Raw genomic sequence first — 19,361 nt, 5'->3', positions numbered from 1 at the left:
CGCTGCCAAGCCGGCACCTACACCACAGGGTAGGTGCCGGCTTGCCGGCGATGCTGCTAACGCTTAAACCGCAACAGCGCGCGGCTCGTTACGACGCAGGGCGCGGGTCTTGTGCAGGGTGTCGGCGCAGGTTTTTGCCGCTTCCTGGCCCTTGTGCACGAAGTGCTCGAAGAAGAACTTCTGGTGTTCTTCGCCGGCATGGAAGTGATGGGGCGTGAGCACCACCGAGAACACCGGCACTTCGGTTTCCAACTGCACTTGCATCAGGCCGCTGATCACCGATTGGGCGACGAACTCGTGGCGGTAGATGCCGCCGTCCACCACCAGGCCTGCCGCGACGATGCCGCTGTAGCGACCGGACTTGGCCAGCAACTTGGCGTGCAGCGGGATTTCAAAGGCACCGCCGACTTCAAAGAAGTCGATGTCGCTTTCCTGGTAACCCTGGGCCAGCATCTCGGCAACAAAGCCTTTACGGCTCTGATCGACAATGTCTTTGTGCCAGCAAGCCTGGATAAAGGCGACGCGGTCGTTGGGGTGGTGTTTGCTCTTGCTATCGATTGCGGTGGGTTGCATCTGTTCTGACTCCTGTTTGTGTGAAAAACAGGGCGTTATGAATCGAATGGGATTTAAGGGTACGTGCCGGCCGATTGCGCGAGTATTCGCACGACTGCCCACGGACGGCCCTTTGGCGCCAATCCCGTTCTCTCTTCATCCGGACTATGACCGTCGGCCCCGGGATCACACCGGGTCTGCTGACCTTGTCGCCATTCACCGCCTAAGCCGTGCCTGCCACCAAGCGCTCGCGGGCTATGCGCATTGCGCGCAATTACCGCCGGTGGGGAGTTGCACCCCGCCCTGAGAACGTTGCCACCGGATTATTCGGCGGCGGTGAGTTTTTAACACATATTTTTCAACGGCGCATGGGGGCTTTTGGATGATGCCCATCGATTTTTTCGCTATTTGCGCAGATTTTTCCCCTTGGAGCCTTGATTAATGCGGGGTGCGACCGTAGAAATTCAGCTCGAAAGGGATGTTCCCTACTAGGCAGGACCTTGGTGTCCCCATGATGAGGCCGGATTTTCATGAGTGTGATCGATCTTCGTAGCGACACGGTGACTCAGCCCAGCGCAGGGATGCTCGATGCCATGGCCACGGCCGTGACCGGGGATGACGTGTACGGCGAAGACCCGACGGTCAACCGTCTGGAGGCCGAGTTGGCCCGGCGCCTGGGCTTTGCGGCCGCGCTGTTCGTGCCGTCCGGGACGATGAGCAACCTGCTGGGCTTGATGGCCCATTGCGAGCGCGGCGAGGAATACATCGTCGGTCAGCAGGCCCACACCTATAAATATGAAGCGGGTGGCGCGGCCGTGCTCGGCTCGATCCAGCCGCAACCCCTGGACGTCCAGGTGGATGGCTCGTTGGACCTGGCCCAGGTGGCCGCCGCGATCAAGCCGGACGACTTTCATTTTGCCCGGACCCGCTTGCTGGCCCTGGAAAACACCATGCAAGGCAAAGTGCTGCCATTGTCCTACCTGGCCCAGGCACGGGCCTTTACCCGTGAACATGGCTTGGCCCTGCACCTGGACGGCGCGCGGCTGTACAACGCGGCGGTGAAACTGAACGTGGATGCCCGGGAGATTACCCAGCACTTCGACTCGGTCTCGGTGTGCCTGTCCAAGGGCTTGGGCGCGCCCGTGGGTTCGGTGCTCTGCGGTTCCCCCGAGTTGATCGCCAAGCCCGGCGCCTGCGCAAGATGGTAGGCGGTGGCATGCGCCAGGCCGGGATTCTCGCAGCGGCGGGGCTGTATGCCCTGGATCACCAGGTGCAGCGCTTGGCCGATGACCACGCCAACGCCCAAGTGCTGGCTGAAGGGCTGCGTGACGCGGGTTACCAGGTCGAGCCGGTGCAGACCAACATGGTCTACGTGCAGATGGGCGATCGGGCCGAGGCCATCAAGGCCTTTGCCGCAGAGCGGGGGATCAAGCTCAGTGCGGCATCGCGCCTGCGTCTGGTCACCCATATGGACGTCAGCCGTGGGCAAATCGAGCAGGTGATCGCGACTTTCGTCGACTTTTCCCGCCACTGACCGTGTTAGCCGTCCAATTGACTGTGTGTATCGTACAAACACGCTGTACCAAGTGATTAACGCCGATATAATGCCGCCCTTTGCCGTCGTTTCGTCTATTGACGTTGCGCACAGGCCTTTGGCCGCAGTCTCCGTGGAAGAACCTAATGAAAAGCGCAGAAATCCGTGAAGCCTTCCTTCGCTTCTTCGAAGAGCAAGGCCACACCCGTGTAGCCTCCAGCTCTTTGATTCCGGGCAATGACCCTACCCTGCTGTTCACCAACGCGGGGATGAACCAGTTCAAGGATTGCTTCCTGGGCCAGGAAAAGCGCGCCTATACCCGCGCTGTCAGCAGCCAGAAGTGCGTACGCGCCGGTGGCAAGCACAACGACCTGGAAAACGTCGGCTACACCGCCCGTCACCACACCTTCTTCGAAATGCTGGGCAACTTCAGCTTCGGTGATTACTTCAAGCAAGACGCGATCAACTTCGCCTGGACCTTCCTTACCGGCGTGCTGAAGCTGCCGAAGGAAAAACTCTGGGTCACGGTCTACGCCAGCGATGACGAGGCCTACGACATCTGGACCAAACAGGTGGGTGTGCCGGCCGAGCGCATGGTGCGCATCGGTGACAACAAAGGCGCGCCTTACGCGTCCGACAACTTCTGGACCATGGGCGATACCGGCCCGTGCGGCCCATGCACCGAGATTTTCTACGATCACGGCGCCGACATCTGGGGCGGCCCGCCAGGCTCGCCGGAAGAAGACGGCGACCGTTACATCGAGATCTGGAACAACGTATTCATGCAGTTCAACCGCACCGCCGATGGCGTGTTGCATCCGTTGCCAGCGCCGTCGGTCGACACCGGCATGGGCCTGGAGCGGATCAGTGCGGTGATGCAGCACGTTCACTCCAACTATGAAATCGACCTGTTCCAAAGCCTGCTGAACGCTGCGGCCAAGGCCATCGGTTGCAGCAATGATGCCCAGGCGTCGTTGAAAGTAGTGGCTGACCACATCCGTTCCTGTGGCTTCCTGATTGCCGATGGCGTGCTGCCGTCCAACGAAGGCCGTGGCTACGTGCTGCGCCGGATCATTCGTCGTGCTTGCCGCCATGGCAACAAGCTGGGCGCCAAGGGCAGTTTCTTCTATCAGATCGTCGCCGCGCTGGTGGCCGAGATGGGCGAGGCCTTCCCTGAGCTGAAATCCCAGCAGGCGCATATCGAGCGCGTGCTCAAGGCTGAAGAAGAACAGTTCGCCAAGACCCTGGAGCAGGGCCTGAAGATCCTCGAGCAGGACCTGGCCGAGCTTAAAGGCGACGTGGTGCCGGGCGACGTGGTGTTCAAGCTCTACGACACCTACGGTTTCCCTATGGACCTGACCGGCGACATCGCCCGTGAACGCAGCCTGACCCTCGACGAGGCCGGCTTTGAGCGCGAGATGGAAGCCCAGCGTGTGCGCGCCCGTTCCGCCAGCTCCTTCGGCATGGACTACAACAGTCTGGTCAAGGTCGATGTGGCTACCGAGTTCACCGGCTATCACGCCACCAGTGGTTCGGCCAAAGTGGTCGCCCTCTATAAAGAAGGGCAATCGGTCGACGTGCTCAGCGAAGGTGAAGAAGGGGTCGTGGTCCTGGACCAGACGCCGTTCTACGCTGAATCCGGTGGTCAGATCGGTGACTGCGGTTACCTGCAGGCCGGCAACGCGCGTTTCGACGTGCGCGACACCACTAAAACCGGCGGCGCGTTCCTGCACCACGGTGTGTTGGCGTCGGGCAGCCTGGTTGTTGGCGCACCGGTAGACGCCCAGGTGGCTGCTGAGGTGCGTCACGCGACTTCGCTGAACCACTCGGCCACTCACTTGCTGCATGCCGCATTGCGCCAGGTACTGGGGGAGCACGTGCAGCAGAAGGGCTCCCTGGTGGACAGCCAGCGCTTGCGCTTTGACTTCAGCCATTTTGAAGCCATCAAGCCGGAGCAGCTCAAGGCCCTGGAAGACATCGTCAACACCGAGATTCGCAAGAACTCCACGGTGGAAACCGAAGAGACCGATATCGAAACCGCCAAGCAAAAAGGCGCCATGGCGCTGTTCGGCGAGAAGTACGGCGACAACGTGCGTGTACTGAGCATGGGCGGCGACTTCTCGGTCGAGCTGTGCGGTGGTATTCACGCCAACCGTACCGGCGACATCGGCCTGCTGAAAATCATCAGCGAAGGTGGTGTGGCGTCCGGCGTACGCCGTATTGAAGCGGTCACCGGCGCTGCGGCGCTGGCCTACCTGAACGCTGCGGAAGAACAACTCAAGGAAGCGGCCAGCCTGGTCAAGGGCAGCCGTGACAACCTGATCGACAAGCTCTCGGCCGTGCTGGAGCGCAACCGTCTGCTGGAGAAACAACTCGAGCAGCTGCAAGCCAAAGCGGCCAGTGCCGCCGGTGACGACCTGTCGGCTTCGGCCCAGGACGTCAAAGGCGTGAAAGTGCTGGCGGCACGCTTGGACGGTCAAGATGGCAAGGCGCTGTTGGCGCTGGTCGATCAGTTGAAAAACAAACTCGGTCGCGCAGTGATCCTGCTCGGCAGTGTCCATGAGGAAAAGGTCGTTCTGGTTGCAGGCGTAACCAAAGACCTGACTGGCCAACTCAAAGCCGGTGATTTGATGAAGCAAGCCGCTGCGGCAGTGGGCGGGAAGGGCGGTGGTCGTCCAGACATGGCACAGGGCGGTGGTGTTGACGCTGCCGCGCTGGATGCCGCGCTGGCGCTGACCGTACCTTTTGTCGAGCAGGGCATTTAAGGCTCCAGGCCGGGCCCGTCGTCTAGTGGCGGGCTACTTGCCCTGTGCAGTTTGATTGTTTAATAGGCGCCCCTTTACGGGCTGAGGCGGCTTAGAAAATGGCTTTGATCGTACAGAAATTTGGAGGCACCTCGGTCGGCTCTGTCGAGAGAATCGAACAGGTTGCCGACAAGGTTAAGAAGTTCCGCGAAGCCGGTACTGACCTGGTGGTTGTACTGTCTGCCATGAGTGGCGAGACCAACCGTCTGATCGATCTTGCCAAGCAAATCAGTGGCGAAGACAAACCGGTTCCCCGTGAACTGGACGTGATCGTTTCCACGGGTGAGCAGGTGACCATCGCCTTGCTGGCCATGGCGCTGATCAAGCGCGGTGTGCCGGCGGTTTCCTATACCGGCAACCAGGTGCGGATTCTGACGGACAGTGCGCACAACAAAGCGCGGATCCTGCAGATCGACGATCAGCGGATTCGTGCCGACCTGAAGGCCGGTCGAGTGGTTGTGGTCGCCGGGTTCCAGGGCGTTGACGAGAACGGCAACATCACCACCCTGGGTCGTGGCGGCTCAGACACCACCGGTGTGGCCCTGGCGGCGGCCTTAAAGGCTGACGAGTGCCAGATCTACACCGATGTGGACGGGGTCTACACCACCGACCCACGGGTAGTGGCCAAGGCTCAGCGCCTGGACAAGATCACCTTCGAAGAGATGCTGGAAATGGCCAGCCTCGGTTCCAAGGTGCTGCAGATCCGTGCGGTTGAATTCGCCGGCAAGTACAACGTTCCGCTGCGCGTGTTGCACAGCTTCCAGGAGGGTCCGGGCACCCTCATTACTATTGATGAAGAGGAATCCATGGAACAGCCGATCATTTCCGGCATCGCTTTCAACCGCGATGAAGCCAAGCTGACTATCCGTGGCGTGCCAGATCACCCTGGCGTGGCCTTCAAGATCCTGGGGCCTATCAGCGGCGCCAACATCGAAGTCGACATGATCGTGCAGAACGTGGCGCACGATAACACCACCGACTTCACCTTCACCGTGCATCGCAACGACTACGTGGCCGCACAGACCGTGCTGGAAAACACCGCTCGCGAGATCGGTGCCCGTGAAGTCGTCGGTGACGTGGATATCGCCAAGGTATCGATCGTAGGTGTTGGCATGCGCTCTCACGCAGGCGTTGCCAGCCGTATGTTCGAAGCCCTGGCGAAGGAAAGCATCAACATCCAGATGATCTCGACGTCGGAAATCAAGGTTTCCGTGGTGATCGAAGAGAAGTACCTGGAACTGGCTGTGCGCGCTCTGCACACGGCTTTCGAACTGGACGCTCCTGCCCGCCAGGGCGAGTGATGCGTTGAGCAAAGGGCGCGGTCTGACCGCGCCCTTTGTCGTTTTTGATCGGCGTGACGGAAATCTGTTCTTTTGTCCGCGCTAGTCAATACTAAGGCGTGTAGGGCTAGGGCCATTGTGCTTGTAGTCCGACACCCTTTTTTTTTGCAGACTGTTGTCCCTGAAATGTAATGCGTGAGGAGAAAGGTATGCTGATTCTGACTCGTCGGTGTGCAGAAAGCCTGATTATTGGTGATGGCGAAATCACCGTGACCGTGCTCGGCGTCAAAGGTAATCAAGTGCGTATTGGTGTCAACGCCCCCAAGGAAGTGGCCGTTCACCGTGAGGAAATCTACCTGCGGATCAAGAAAGAGAAGGACGAAGAACCAAGCCATTAATTTTTATCGTTTTTTATGTTTGCAAACGGGGATAAAGGTGGTTAATATACGCCCCGTGTTGCGGAGAGCTGGCCGAGTGGCCGAAGGCGCTCCCCTGCTAAGGGAGTACACCTCAAAAGGGTGTCGGGGGTTCGAATCCCCCGTTCTCCGCCATTATTTGCGTAGTACGTTGTAATCTGGCTTCTTCGGTAAGTTGTTGAAATTACTAGAAAAAGTGCTTTACAAAAAGATTTAACGGCCTATAATGCGCGGCAACAAATGCACTCGTAGCTCAGCTGGATAGAGTACTCGGCTACGAACCGAGCGGTCACAGGTTCGAATCCTGTCGAGTGCACCATTTAAGAGTTGTATGCAGTAATGCAGATAACTTGCTTCAACCAGTTGTGGTCTGGTCTAAAAACACAAATGCACTCGTAGCTCAGCTGGATAGAGTACTCGGCTACGAACCGAGCGGTCACAGGTTCGAATCCTGTCGAGTGCACCAAACACCAAAAAGCCCGCATCTGATGCGGGCTTTTTGCTTTCTGCCGTTTGTACTTTTTCCTCTCCCTTCTTAACCTCCCCCTTACTTGAACGTTACCTGCGCGGCAGCTGTCGTAATGGGCGTGTACTTGTCTTCGTCCGGCAACCCTATGCGGCAGTCGGAACGATTCGCTAGGGGGTGTCGGTTTGCCTGGATCTTTTTTCCGCACCCGTGTGTTTTCTTTTTCGGATGATGCGTCGCAGATTCATAGATTCGGCTTCTGTTCAGCTTTGTGCTGCAAGCGCTTGTTCTTGCCACGGTTTTTTAACGTTTAAAGCTGCCAAGCGGTGTATGATTGCGCCCGTCAGCCCCGCCGGGGCTTGTGGAATACCTCCATGGACTTACCCAGTAGTTGCTCATTACCTCGTTTTCACAATCATGAATTGACTGATTGATCCTTCCGGCGTGCTCCTCTGCTGGGAGAGGAGTTCGCCTATGACCGAAGTAGTAGAAGTAAAAAAGACCCAAGAAAGCTTGCAGGACCGTCTGGCTCAAGTCATTGAGCTGTTGCAGCGCCAGCGAGTGGTCGAAGACCTGACTCATCGCCAGGAAGGCCATCACCAGGACCGGGTAGAAAACCTGGTTCACCGGCAAAATCTCGTCGAGCTGCAACGCAAACTCGATGACCTGCACTCCGCCGACGTTGCCTACATTCTCGAAGCCTTGCCCCTGGACGAGCGTCTGACCGTCTGGCAACTGGTCAAGGCTGAGCGTGACGGCGACATCCTCCTCGAAGTATCCGACTCCGTACGTGAAACCCTGATCGCCGACATGGACGATCACGAGCTCCTGGCTGCTGCCAAGGAGATGGATGCCGACGAACTCGCTGACTTGGCCCCTGAGCTGCCGCGAGACGTCGTCCACGAGTTGATGGAGGCCCTGGACAGCCAGCAGCGTGAGCGTGTGCGTTCTGCTTTGTCCTATGACGACGAGCAAGTCGGCGCCCTGATGGACTTCGAGATGGTAACCATCCGCGAAGACGTCAGCCTGGAAGTGGTGTTGCGCTACCTACGCCGTCTTAAAGAGTTGCCGGGCCACACTGACAAATTGTTTGTGGTGGATTACGACGGCGTGCTCAAGGGCGTGTTGCCAATCAAGCGCCTGCTGGTCAATGACCCGGACAAGCAAGTCTCGGAAGTCATGGCCAGCGACCCGGTGAGTTTCCACCCCGACGAAGACGCCTACGACGCGGCCCAGGCTTTTGAGCGTTATGACTTGATTTCGGCCCCGGTGGTCGACAAAAACGACAAGTTGATCGGCCGTTTGACCATCGACGAAATGGTCGACCTGATCCGTGAGGAAAGTGAAACTGAAGTCCTCAACATGGCCGGTCTGCGGGAAGAGGAAGATATCTTTGCCTCGGTCTGGAAATCCCTGCGTAACCGTTGGGCCTGGCTGGCCGTCAATCTGATTACTGCCTTCGTTGCATCGCGGGTGATCGGCTTGTTCGAAGGCTCCATCGAGAAGCTGGTCGCCTTGGCGGCGCTGATGCCGATCGTGGCGGGTATTGGCGGTAACTCGGGCAACCAGACCATCACCATGATCGTGCGCGCCATGGCGCTGGACCAAGTCAGCACCGGCAACACCTCTCGCTTGATGCGCAAGGAACTGGCAGTCGGCCTGATTAACGGCTTGGTCTGGGGGGGTGTGATTGGTGTCGTGGCTTACCTGTTGTACGGCAGCTGGTCGCTGGGTGTGGTAATGACTGCGGCAATGACCCTCAATCTCCTGCTGGCGGCCTTGATGGGGGTGTTGATCCCGATGACCTTGGCTCGCCTGGGGCGCGATCCGGCGATGGGGGCCAGCGTGATGATCACTGCCATGACCGACAGCGGCGGCTTTTTCATCTTCCTCGGGCTGGCGACGATCTTCCTGCTTTGAGTGCCTGGCGTAGCCTGATGGGCTGCGCCATTCCTTTATTGATGCCAGACGAAGAAGCGCCCTTGTGGCGCTTCTTTGGCAAATGGCGGGCAAAAAAAAGCCAGCACTAGGCTGGCTTTAGCTTTCGGGATGTAATCAGGTGGCGTCTGCGGCCATTTCGGCGTCATGAGCAATCAGCGAAACCAAAGCGTTTTGCTGACGATGGGAGAGTTGACGGAAACGTTGAAGCAGTTCGCGTTCATGCAAAGACAGCTCTGGGCTGTCCAGGCGCATGCTGAGCTCTTCACCCAAGGCACCTTCCTGAATAAGACTTTGTTCCAGGCGCGCGATGATTTCGGAGTTCATGCTGCGGTGATGATTGCGAGCCACCTCGGCAATGCGTTCACGCATCCCGTCGGGTAGACGTACGACGAACTTGTCAGCCGTACGGCTGGAATAAATTGCCTGTTTCAATGGGCGCATATTTTTAACCGGTTAGTTCAGGGGAGCGGTTCTCGGGATTGGCCGCAGGATGTCAGTTAGGACAAGCGTTGCTGCCAAATGTTCAACCTGAATTGCTAAGAGGCCCGCATCATGCCTCAAAGTTGCCAGATCCTTGGCGTCAATTCTGTGACAAATATTGAACTGGATAAAGGCGTTATGCCAGCACCAATTATCAGAAATGCGGACTGGTTTGAAAAGCTCGCTTTAGTCCGCTGATCTGGCCGCATCCCGCTGCTCCACAGAAGGTGTCACTGCTTGCGCCAAGGCGCAGGCTATGCGGATTCTTACGTTGCTCCCTACCTGTTAGAGAATAGTGGCAAATGGCCGATTTACTAGGTGTGTATCTCAGGACGGTTAACCATGCCCGGTAGACTGATCTATCTGATGGGGCCCTCCGGTGCGGGCAAGGACAGCTTGATCGATGCCGCCCGCCCGTCGCTGCAGCAGATGTGCTGCCACGTGGCCCAGCGGGTTATCACCCGTTCGGCAGAGTCGGTGGGGGAGGCGGCACAAGAGGTTTCTGCTGCTGAATTTCAGCGCATGGCCGAGCAAGGTGAGTTTGCTTTGTCCTGGCACGCCAATGGGCTGGGTTACGGCATTCCCATGCAAGTGGATCGCTGGCTGGCAGAAGGCGTGCATGTGCTGGTCAACGGCTCCAGGGCTCATCTGCAGCAGGCTCGGCTGCGCTACCCCTTGTTGTTGCCCGTTGTCTTGACGGTGGATGGCGAGGTCTTGCGCCAACGATTGATTGCTCGTGGTCGGGAAAGTGCTGTGGACATCGAGGCCAGGTTGCAGCGCAACCAAAGGTTTGTCGGCGTGACTCAGGCCGAAGCCGAGGCTATTGAGCAAGTGGACAACTCAGGCGAGCTGGCCACGGCAGTGAGGAGTTTTCTGCAGATATTGCGTCGTGCCGGCGTCAGCGCAGTACCGGGTCAAATTTAATCCTGCGGCCAATCATCAAGGCCAGTACGAAGAAGCTGAAAAACACCCCGCAGGCAATCAGCGGCACGTTGCCGGTACTCGCTTGCGGCAGCACAAAACTCAGGAGGCCGCTCAAGAGGGCGAGGGCCAGCAGGCTTTTGGTGAGAAGGGGCATGATGGCTTCCTATTTGGCAGGGTCAGCGGTCTTAAAATACCCAGCTTGCAGATCGTGGAGTCGCTGTGGGTGCCGGTGACTGTTTTTGCGTCACTCGGGTTTCCATGCCGACGCCCGTCTGGCTATTCATCACGGCCAGTTGCGGCGCTTGGCGCTGGGTGTATTGCGAGACGTTGGCGGCGGCTTGAACGGCATGGTTATCGGGTTGAAATTGAAAAACCAGCAGCACGGTGATGGCGATAGCGTTCAGTAAAAAGAGTGTGCTGCTCATGGGACTTGTCTCCGCTGTTGTTTTGCAGAGTTAATAAGCAGCGCCCATGCCAATCGATATTCTATTTAAAAATACTTTTAAAACAATGACTTATATTGTTTTTCTGAAGGTGGTTTATTGCATTTTGCAATGATGGCTTTTTGCGGTGATGCAATTTGCACGACTGCCATCCCGATCAAGCTGGCCGGGCCTTTGCGCCGTTATAAAAAGCCCTATGGATCACATGACAAATTCAGGCATGCCCGTTAACATGCACGCCGTCCTTCGCGCCGTGTCCTCCATGGCGCTTGCGGCCTTGTCTCAGTAGCTCAATTGGATAGAGCATCCCCCTCCTAAGGGGAAGGTTGGCAGTTCGAACCTGCCCTGGGACACCAAATATTTCGGCCTTTCCGGCCATTCCCCTGGCTACTGCGTTTATCGATGACAGCTACGTGGCAGCAGGAGAATAAATAAAGCCCCTTTCAGGATGACCTGGAGGGGCTTTTTCGTATTCACCGTTCAAGGAAGATGCTGATGGAAGGCCGGCGGGAATTCTTATTCAGTGCTGCAAAAGCGGCTGCCCCCCTGTTGCCCTCTATTCAGATCTGACCTACACAACAAGGCCATATGGAAATGAGAATATTATTCATCGCTTCGTTAGGGGTTTTATCGCTGATACAAGCACCCTTGTCCTTTGCGGAGAATGCGAATGGGAAAAACATCTATTTGCAGCGATGCGTCATGTGCCACGGGGCGGACCTCAAAGGCACAGGGCCATTGGCTAATAAAAGCAATCCTCCTACGCCTGATTTGAGAACCGTTGCGTTCAAGAAGCGGCTGAATGATTATCCCGGCGTCATTGTGTCGTCGATAATACTCCGTCCCAATGGCGACTTGATTCCAAGAACATTGAAGGAAAATGGTGTGAAAGTGCCGCCGTTCTCCTGGAAGGTTCAGGATTTTCGCGATTTGAATCAATACATGAGTGACGTAATTTCAAAAGGTCGATGATTTGAGTTAAGAGTTGGCTGCAAATAAATTTTCCGACTAAGAGCTGATGGGGTGTCAGCTGTGAATCGCCATTGTTAATCACTATGAGCGGCCGAGCGTGGCCACTGTTGGTTCAGTCTGAAAGAAAAAGGGCGCCCACTTAGAGGGCGCCCTTTTTCCATATTCAACCTGTATTTTTTGCGGCTTCGATTAACGATCTGCCTTGCAGGTCACTCATGCCGTATGTAAACAACCCCACTTGCTTGGCAGGGCTTCAATCTTGCCATCCACCGCTATTCAGTCGCCCTTGGGCTGAACGCTGGCAGTTCGTGCCATGGCTGGCCGGCCCAGGCGCCGGTTTTGGGGGTTAACAGGGTGTTGAGGCTGGCTTCGCTGAAGGTTTTGCCCAGGGAGTCGGCCCTGAAGGCGGCCACCCATTGCCGGCGCCCGAGGATATAGGCCTCGCCGAACGCTTCCCAACCGTCGAAGCAGTCCTGGGCCCGTTGGGCGTTGAGCAGCAGCACGCGCCAGCCGGCTTCGGCTTCGATCCAGTTCATGAGCATGGCGCAACGTACGAAGAAGGCGCTGCGTACGCAGGCAAATGCCATGGCGGCCCGCGGGTCGTCGGTGGCGGACAGGTTTTGCAGGTCGATGCGAAACCAGTGCCGTTCCAGGGTGGTGTTGAAGTGTTCGCGCACTTCGTCGTCTGTCGCGTTGTTGCGAAAGCCGCCCTGGTGCAGCAGGGGCGCCCTTAGGGACAGCTTGGCGGTGTCTGCGAAATGGTCGGTGCCAGGGTCGAAAAAACCGGTCATTCCGGTGGCATCGACCATGGGCTGGGCCAGGGTGAGGGCCCATTGCTTGCGTGGCGAGAAGGATGACGTGCTGGTGTTGCGCTTGCGGCGCCAGTACCAGATGCCAAACCACGTCGCGAACAGGATCACTAGGGGAGTCATTGGGTCTGCCTCAGGAGTTGCGGGCCTGCCAGGCGCTGATTTCTTCGGCCTGCTGCGGCGACATGTCCGCCCATTGCACACCTTCGGTGGTGTACAGGGGATCGTCCGGCAGGCGTGGTGGCCAGGGGCTTTTGTTGAAAATGTGCCGGGTGGCGTATTTGACCGACGCAGCCCGGGGCGCCACTTGCTGCAGCAGGTCGGATTGGCGCGCGGCGACTAGCCACTCGACCATCGCCGACGGTGCGTCCAGTCGATAGAAAAGTTGCGGGTAACGCGCCACCAGTTGGGTTTGAGCCGCTGGATCAGTTACGTCTTCGATGCGCCGCCAGCCGGCGTCGGTGCGCACAATGCCGATAGCGACGCAGTCGGCCGGCGTTTGCCCATCGGTGCCCAAGGTGTTCAGGCAGGTGAGCAGGTCCTGGAAGTAGCGTTCGATGGGCGGGCGGTTCTGCTTGCCTTTGACTTGCTCCACCGTCAGCGAACCATCGGCCTGCACGATCAGGCTGATGGTGATGTGGGGCTGGCCCTGGGCGTCGCGCAGGCTGAACACACGCATGTGCTGTTGTTCCACTGACTCGGCGTAGCGCTCGCCGTAGCCGCCGCTCAAGCCTTTGCGGTCAGCGAATTGCCCGAGACAGTGGCGCATCACGTAGCTTTCAAAGGCCATCTCGGCGCGCAGATGGGGGCTGTCGTGGATCAGTTCCAGCAGAACGTGGTCGGTCGCCGCAACCGCCACGCGCAGGGCGTCGGGCTGGCTTTGGCGCCAGCCTTGCTCGACCCGGGCGGCCATTTGCGCGTGTTCCTTTTCCCACAGCGCCAAGGCTTGCGGGCAGTTGATGCGGTCGAGTTTGCCCGCCAGGGCCGTGCCGCTGCGCGACGTCAGGAACTCCACCAGCAACGCTTCTTGTTGCAGCAGGGCTGGGCACTGCGGATCGACCCAGACCAAGGGCGCGGCGGCTGGAGCCTCGTGCACCGAGTTTTTGGCCAGGTTATTGAAGTGCCCGGCAACCCACGGTGGCAAGGCGTCCGAGCCCAGTGCCGTGGTTGCGTCCTCAAGGCTCTGGATGCTTCGGGCCGGTTCAAAGTTGCCCACCAGGTGCCGATAGAAATGGTTCAGCAACCATTGGCGCACCGGCCCCTCGTCGCCCCGGGCCTGGCTGCGCTCAAGAATGCCGCGCTTCAGTTCGTCGGCATTCAGGGCGTTGCGTGGGGCGTAGCCCGAGGTTCGTTTGTCGGGGCTTACTTCCATATCTGCCACCAGCTTTTGCCCGCCGGTTTCTCTGGCGCCTGGAGTTCCGCCAGGGTGGTTTGGATCCAGCCCCGGCAGCGCACGTCGTAGTCCACGTCGGGGGCGCACAGCGCCAGGGTCCGATGGCAATAGTCGATCGCTTCGTCGTTGCGCCCCAGGGCCTTGAATATGTAGACCGCCGAGGACATCAGCGAATTGTCTTGCAGCCTGTGCACATGGGGCTCGTAGCGCAGCCACAGACCGTAGGCGTTCTCCGGGTTGGCGTGGGCCAGGTAGCGGGCCACTTGCAGGCGTGCGAACAGCGACGCAACGCTCAACTGCCCGTCGCTGATGCCTTGGTCTTCCTGCCACTTGAGTGCGCGCTCAAGCCAGATCGGGATCTCCCCGTCCCGATCCATCTGGTACAGGGCGTAGACCACGCTCTGCAGGTAGTCGTCCGGGGTGTGACGGCTGTAGCCGTATTCCCTGGCGTAATGCCACAGCTGCTCTGCTGCATCGACGATGCCCGGGTTGTCTTCAAGGCCGATACGGTTGCTGAGCAGGCCTTGGTAGTGCTCGGCGAAGGAGCTGGCGGCGATGCCTCGCAGGTGCAGCTCGATGGCTTCCTGGTACAGATTCTGCCCGTTGTAGAAGCGGTAGTTGATGGCCAGGTTGTTGCAGAGCATGGAGTAGAGGTGGGCGCAGGCGTCGAACGGGTGCCCGCGGCCGGTGCTGAAGTAGCGCTCCATATTGGCCTGGCCCTGTTCATAGACGGCTTTTTGCGCGTACCTCAACAACGTATAGGCTTGGTCTCTGGTCTCTTCAGTCAGCGTCTCTGTTTCTTTTTCCACCAAGTCGTCAATCGAGGCGGCGTAGTTGTAGGCATACATGCCGCTGGGCAGGGTTGGAACCGGCAGTTGCAGTGCCTCGATCAGCCCCAGGGTCTTTACCTGAGCGCAGAACAGGGCGTAGGCGCTGCGATTGTCCTGCATGCGCCCGGCCTGGATGGCGCCCTGCAACAGCGCGAGTTCTGTGGCGGCATCGATCGCGCCGATACCGGCGTCATACACGGCGGTCAGCCGGGTGATCCATGGGTGCTCCGGCGAGCGTCGTTGCGCCTCCGCCCTGGCCTCGGCAAACACGTTGTCCAGATGGGCTTGCGGGTCTTCCATGGAACGGTACAGCGCATCCAGCAGCGGGGTTGGGGCCGGGACCGATGTGTCGATTTCCGGGAGTGCGACAAGGAAGTTCTGCAGCACTTCATGGTCGTTGCAGGCACGCATCACACACAGGGGCCACCAGACCGACGGGTCGTCCGTCTGATGCAAGCGTTCATGAACCAGGCGTGCGGTGCCTGGCCACATCTCGCCGCGCATTTCATAGATGTCGATGAAGGCGCGATGCCCGGCAGCGTCAACCTGGCGGTTTTCCATAAGCCAGGGCAGTTCGTATTCGATGAAGTTGTCGCCGCCGTCGGAGTCCAGGCTCAGGGCTGCGCTGGTGCAGATTTTCAATGCTGCCGGTAGATCGCCCAAGGCGTGCTGGGCACGTGCCGTTAGGCGTGCTAGGCGCACGTCCCACTCTCGACGCTGGGGCAGCGACAGGCCGGCGGTCAGTTGGGTGACGGGTTGTTCGAACAGCGCCAGGCGCAGGGGGATGATTTCGATCAGCGAGTTGCCCAGCCAGACCCAGTCATTGGCATCGACATCTTGCTCGGGGCCGGACGCACGCAGAGCGCTGACCGCCTCCAGGGCAGCTTCGCGGGCTTCTTCAGGGCGTTCGTGGCGCCACAGCACCAGGGATCGGCGTCGATGGCGGTCAGTCGCGTCCCAGGATCGCAGTAGCTCACGGGCCGGATTGATCAGGGTCAGGGCGTAGCGTGCGTCGATGGTTTTCAGAGCGACCTCGAGGCTGCCCTGTTCCAGTTCATTGAAGATTCGGTGCCGACGATAGTGCTCGATGTCGAAGTCCAGTGGCGCGCCCGCCGTGGGGTCCAGGGACTCGAGCACCTTGAGGATTTCGCTGTCTTGATCGAGGAAGTTGGCCACCCGCAGGCGCAGGATGTTCAGGTTCATCTGCAGTTCGCCGCGGGCCGTGGAGGGGACGACGGCCAGCAGGGCATCGCCGTCCTGGTCAAGTACGGCGCGGGCTGCGGTGGCATCGCCGGCGTTCATCCACAGTGAGTGCAGGCGGTCGATCGAAACCAGGGAGTCGGCTCGCAGTGGTTGGGCGCGCAGTTGGGCCAGCAGGGGTTCGCTGCCCTGGTCTTCGGCCTCAAGGCGGTCCATGAATTGTTCCAGTTCGATGCCGCCGATCGCACGACTGTGGTCAGTCATTGTTAACTCCATTTGGTCATGACTTGTGCATTGCCTGCGCTCGACATCGGCTCCACAACCAGGTGTGTGAAGTGAGGTAGCCGGTCCTGGCAACGAGGCGCTGCAAACTATCAGTTGATGTTTCAAAATCCAAGGTGTGAGGCGCGGTCTTGATAGCGTTCGCGGGACAGCCCTGCTGTGGAGGGTTCAAGGGGCAGTCACTAAGCCGTGAATTGCTGCAACGCGTCTATAAGGGAATCCCGTAGTCGGCCGATAACCCCAAGGGCGGCTGTGTTCGTCGATCGGGCAGCCCCCGTGCCCCGGGTGTGCCGGGTGCATCACAGGTTTACAGGAAAGTGCTTGATAGCCCCTTGCCAGCAGTTATTATCTGCGCGCCGAAAAATGGGCTGCGAAGCTGAGCGGGTTATTGCACTGGCCTTTGGTTTCATCTTCTTAATTGCCTGGAATCTTCGATGCTGGCGTACCACCAAAAAAGCTTTTTGATCGTCGATGATTTCTCGGACTTCCGTAGCTCGGTCCGCTCGATGTTGCGTGAGCTGGGCGTCAAGGACGTGGACACCGCCGACAGCGGTGAGCAGGCGCTGCGCATGTGTGCGCAGAAGCGCTATGACTTCATCCTGCAGGATTACCACCTGGGCGATGGCAAGAAGAACGGCCAGCAGGTGCTCGAAGACCTGATGCTGGAAAAGCTCATCAGCCACGAAAGCGTGTTCCTGATGGTCACGGCCGAAAGCAGCCAGGCCATGGTACTCAGTGCCCTAGAGCATGAGCCGGATGCGTACCTGACCAAACCCTTCAACCGTTCCGGCCTGGCGCAGCGCCTGGAGCGTCTGCAACAGCGCAAGACCTTGCTGCAGCCGATCCTGCAGGCGCTGGATCGCGGCAAGCCGGTCGAAGTGCTCAATGCCTGTATCGCCCTGTGCAAGCAGGACCCGCGTTATGCGCCGTTGTGCCTACGCTATCGTGCCGACGCGCTGCGGGACATGAATCAGAACGAGACCCTCGAGCGCCTCTACAACACCATCCTGGCCGATCGGCCATTGCCCTGGGCTTTCGTCGGCCTGGGCCGCCTGCTGGTCAAGCGCGGGCAGATGGGTGAGGCCAAGGCAGTCTATGAAAAGGCCTTGAAGGTCTTCCCGATGATGCCGGGGTTGTATGACGGTCTGGCCGACGTGCTGGTTGCCGAGGGCGACGCCAAGCGTGCCCAGCGGGTGCTGGAAGAGGCGGTGCGCCTGTCGCCGTTGGCCGTGCGCCGCCAGGCCCTGCTGGGTAAGTTGGCGATGACCAACGAAGACTTCGACACCGCTTCCAGGGCCTATCGCCAGGCGGTCAGCCAAGGCGCGCAGTCACGCTTCAAAGACCCGGAAAGCAACCTCGGCCTGGCCCATGCACTGATCAGCAAGGGCAGCGAAAAGGGCCTGGATACCCGCACGCGCCTGGAAATCAACACCACCCTCAGCGCCGTGGCCAAGGAAAACCCCAGCGACCCGGGGTTGCAGATCCGTGCGCGGCTGATGAAGGCGACCAGCTTGTTGCTCAACGACGCCGAGACGGCCGAAAAGCTCACCGAGCAGGCCATGATGCGCCTGGACGGCATGGAGCAGTTCATGAGCCCCGAGGCCGCGTTGTTGGTGGCCAAGCAGCTGCAAATGCTGGGGCAGGCCAGCGCCGGTGCCTCGATGTTGAAGAACTGTGCGGAAATCTACGGTGACGATCCCAAGGTCATGCAGGGGATCGCCAAGCTCACCGACGACCCGGAGATTCTCAGTTCCTCCAACGCGGCCGCCGATCTCAACCGCCAGGGTGTGCGCAGCTACAAGGCCGGCACCCTGGATGAGGCGCGCGAGCTGTTCCGGCGCGCCCTGGCGATGCAACCGAAGAACATCAGTATTGCCCTGAACATGGCGCAATCGCTGTTGCATGGCATTGATGCCAGCCGCGACCAGGCACTGCTTGAAGAGTGCCAGGCCTGTTTGAAGACGGTTGGCATGATGCCCGATACCGATGCGCGTTATCCGCGCTACCAGAAGCTGCGAAGCAAGGCGTTCGGCGAATGAGTGATGACCAGCAGGCGCTAGATTTTTCGACGGTGATCGCGTCCACCGTGCACGACATGAAAAACTCCCTGACCATGCTGATGCAGGCCCATGCCCAGTGGCTGGCGCGCTTGCCCGATCCGCAGCAGCAATCTGCGGAGCAAGGGGTGATCGAGTTCGAGTTCGCCCACCTCAACGGCATGCTGGTGCAGCTGTTGGGTCTTTATAAGCTCGGGGTCAACCAGTTGCCTTTGCAGCCGGCCTATCACGAGCTGGATGACTTTATCGAAGCGCAACTGGTCGGCCACCAAGACGTCTTCAAGAGTCGGGGCATTGCCGTGACCTACGACGTCGACCCCTTGAGCCCCTTGGGCTTTTTCGACCGGGAGCTGATCGCCTCGGTGCTGGCCAACAGCATTAACAACGCCATCCGTTACGCCCGCCATGCGCTGTTGATCAGCGTGCACGATGAGGCCGGGCAAACGGTACTGACCATCAATGATGACGGTGAAGGTTACCCGGCGCAGATGATCGAGCGTCAGGCCGATTATGTGCAGGGCATCAATCACAGCAGTGGCAGCACGGGCCTGGGTCTGTACTTTGCCGGGCGGATTGCCGCGCTGCACCAGCGCAACGGCGTGTGCGGCCACACCGAAATCAGCAATGGCGGCCCCCTGGGCGGCGCGTTGTTCAAGCTCTACTTGCCCTGAGCCAAGGGCGCGCTGGCGCCCTGGTCATCGAGGTTGAAGCCCGTCCGTTTTTCAGTGATCTGCTGTGGTTGTCAGGCGGGTTCAGGCCGTGTCCGGCTTGGGCCTTTTGCCGCTGCGTCGAGGTTGAATGAGCGGCCTAGAAAAGCCGCGAATTATATTCAAGGCCCTGCTTGAAATACTGAACGGGTGGTGCGTATTTTGTACAGGTCGCCGTTATCGGCTCGTACAACAACAAGGATTGAGTCATGACAACCGATGGCCACGCTTCACTCGCGCAGCGATTGACGGGCATTGATGAGATTGAATG

15 protein-coding genes, 4 tRNA genes, 1 pseudogene and 1 riboswitch are annotated in these 19,361 nt (G+C 59.1%); of the genes and pseudogenes, 13 read left to right on the top strand and 7 right to left on the bottom strand.

The window, feature by feature from the left end; all coding sequences use genetic code 11:
* Positions 1-63 precede the first annotated feature (63 nt).
* A complete protein-coding gene (locus tag M1B35_RS08360; RefSeq protein WP_123328456.1) occupies positions 64-573 on the bottom strand; it encodes a 6,7-dimethyl-8-ribityllumazine synthase in 510 nt (169 codons plus the stop codon).
* A 122-nt stretch (positions 574-695) separates the two neighbouring features.
* Positions 696-867, bottom strand: a riboswitch (FMN riboswitch).
* A gap of 215 nt (positions 868-1,082) precedes the next feature.
* On the opposite strand from M1B35_RS08360, the pseudogene ltaE reads away from it, so the two are divergent.
* From ltaE to mgtE, 8 genes and pseudogenes are all read left to right on the top strand, one after another.
* A pseudogene (gene ltaE / locus M1B35_RS08355) lies at positions 1,083-2,086 on the top strand (low-specificity L-threonine aldolase).
* A gap of 146 nt (positions 2,087-2,232) precedes the next feature.
* Complete coding sequence (alaS, locus tag M1B35_RS08350; protein ID WP_123328454.1) at positions 2,233-4,851, top strand: alanine--tRNA ligase; 2,619 nt, start codon at positions 2,233-2,235, stop codon at positions 4,849-4,851.
* A 98-nt stretch (positions 4,852-4,949) separates the two neighbouring features.
* Positions 4,950-6,191: an aspartate kinase gene (locus M1B35_RS08345; RefSeq protein WP_123328453.1), complete on the top strand. Its 1,242-nt coding sequence runs from the start codon at positions 4,950-4,952 to the stop codon at positions 6,189-6,191.
* A 188-nt stretch (positions 6,192-6,379) separates the two neighbouring features.
* Positions 6,380-6,568: a carbon storage regulator CsrA gene (gene csrA, locus M1B35_RS08340; RefSeq protein WP_002554426.1), complete on the top strand. Its 189-nt coding sequence runs from the start codon at positions 6,380-6,382 to the stop codon at positions 6,566-6,568.
* A 62-nt stretch (positions 6,569-6,630) separates the two neighbouring features.
* Positions 6,631-6,721: transfer RNA gene (locus M1B35_RS08335), tRNA-Ser, on the top strand.
* 107 nt (positions 6,722-6,828) lie between these two features.
* Positions 6,829-6,905 (top strand) — tRNA-Arg (locus M1B35_RS08330).
* A 70-nt stretch (positions 6,906-6,975) separates the two neighbouring features.
* Positions 6,976-7,052: transfer RNA gene (locus M1B35_RS08325), tRNA-Arg, on the top strand.
* Between the two features lie 474 nt (positions 7,053-7,526).
* Positions 7,527-8,972, top strand: a complete 1,446-nt coding sequence (mgtE, locus tag M1B35_RS08320; protein ID WP_123328452.1) for a magnesium transporter — start codon at positions 7,527-7,529, stop codon at positions 8,970-8,972.
* 135 nt (positions 8,973-9,107) lie between these two features.
* Here the strand turns inward: mgtE and M1B35_RS08315 are convergent, their stop codons facing one another.
* Entirely contained in the window at positions 9,108-9,434 is a 327-nt protein-coding gene (locus tag M1B35_RS08315; protein ID WP_003204761.1) for an Arc family DNA-binding protein, read from the bottom strand.
* Between the two features lie 381 nt (positions 9,435-9,815).
* Here M1B35_RS08315 and phnN point away from each other — a divergent pair, with 381 nt between their 5' ends.
* Positions 9,816-10,397, top strand: a complete 582-nt coding sequence (gene phnN / locus M1B35_RS08310; protein WP_268261675.1) for a phosphonate metabolism protein/1,5-bisphosphokinase (PRPP-forming) PhnN — start codon at positions 9,816-9,818, stop codon at positions 10,395-10,397.
* Here phnN and M1B35_RS08305 read toward each other — a convergent pair.
* Together M1B35_RS08305 and M1B35_RS08300 are read right to left on the bottom strand one after the other, a co-directional pair.
* On the bottom strand, positions 10,372-10,551 hold the full coding sequence (locus tag M1B35_RS08305) for a PA3371 family protein (RefSeq protein WP_123328450.1): 180 nt from the start codon (positions 10,549-10,551) through the stop codon (positions 10,372-10,374). The genes phnN and M1B35_RS08305 overlap by 26 nt on opposite strands.
* Positions 10,552-10,582: 31 nt before the next feature.
* Positions 10,583-10,822: a hypothetical protein gene (locus M1B35_RS08300; protein ID WP_268261674.1), complete on the bottom strand. Its 240-nt coding sequence runs from the start codon at positions 10,820-10,822 to the stop codon at positions 10,583-10,585.
* Between the two features lie 297 nt (positions 10,823-11,119).
* Here M1B35_RS08300 and M1B35_RS08295 point away from each other — a divergent pair.
* Both M1B35_RS08295 and M1B35_RS08290 read left to right on the top strand, forming a co-directional pair.
* A tRNA-Arg gene (locus tag M1B35_RS08295) sits at positions 11,120-11,196 on the top strand.
* A 232-nt stretch (positions 11,197-11,428) separates the two neighbouring features.
* The gene (locus M1B35_RS08290) at positions 11,429-11,812 is read left to right on the top strand and encodes a c-type cytochrome (RefSeq protein ID WP_268261673.1); all 384 of its coding nucleotides are present in this window, start codon (positions 11,429-11,431) and stop codon (positions 11,810-11,812) included.
* 272 nt (positions 11,813-12,084) lie between these two features.
* Here the strand turns inward: M1B35_RS08290 and M1B35_RS08285 are convergent, their stop codons facing one another.
* The 3 genes from M1B35_RS08285 to M1B35_RS08275 are packed head-to-tail and all read right to left on the bottom strand — an operon-like array spanning position 12,085 to position 16,308.
* Positions 12,085-12,744 (bottom strand): DUF1266 domain-containing protein, encoded by a 660-nt coding sequence (locus tag M1B35_RS08285; protein WP_268261672.1) that lies wholly within the window; start codon positions 12,742-12,744, stop codon positions 12,085-12,087.
* A gap of 10 nt (positions 12,745-12,754) precedes the next feature.
* A complete protein-coding gene (locus M1B35_RS08280; protein WP_268261671.1) occupies positions 12,755-13,993 on the bottom strand; it encodes a hypothetical protein in 1,239 nt (412 codons plus the stop codon).
* Positions 13,984-16,308, bottom strand: a complete 2,325-nt coding sequence (locus tag M1B35_RS08275) for a hypothetical protein (protein WP_268261670.1) — start codon at positions 16,306-16,308, stop codon at positions 13,984-13,986. The genes M1B35_RS08280 and M1B35_RS08275 overlap by 10 nt, the downstream gene beginning before the upstream one ends.
* 452 nt (positions 16,309-16,760) lie before the next feature.
* On the opposite strand from M1B35_RS08275, the gene M1B35_RS08270 reads away from it, so the two are divergent.
* A complete protein-coding gene (locus tag M1B35_RS08270; protein WP_268261669.1) occupies positions 16,761-18,365 on the top strand; it encodes a tetratricopeptide repeat-containing response regulator in 1,605 nt (534 codons plus the stop codon).
* Positions 18,362-19,054, top strand: a complete 693-nt coding sequence (locus M1B35_RS08265) for a sensor histidine kinase (RefSeq protein WP_123328443.1) — start codon at positions 18,362-18,364, stop codon at positions 19,052-19,054. Before M1B35_RS08270 ends, M1B35_RS08265 begins: the two co-directional genes overlap by 4 nt.
* Positions 19,055-19,361: the final 307 nt, after the last annotated feature.

It is taken from the genome of Pseudomonas morbosilactucae (assembly GCF_023241665.1).
Classification (GTDB): domain Bacteria; phylum Pseudomonadota; class Gammaproteobacteria; order Pseudomonadales; family Pseudomonadaceae; genus Aquipseudomonas; species Aquipseudomonas morbosilactucae.
Note: the sequence above shows the minus strand (reverse complement) of the source record. Positions and strands in the feature narration are given on the sequence as shown.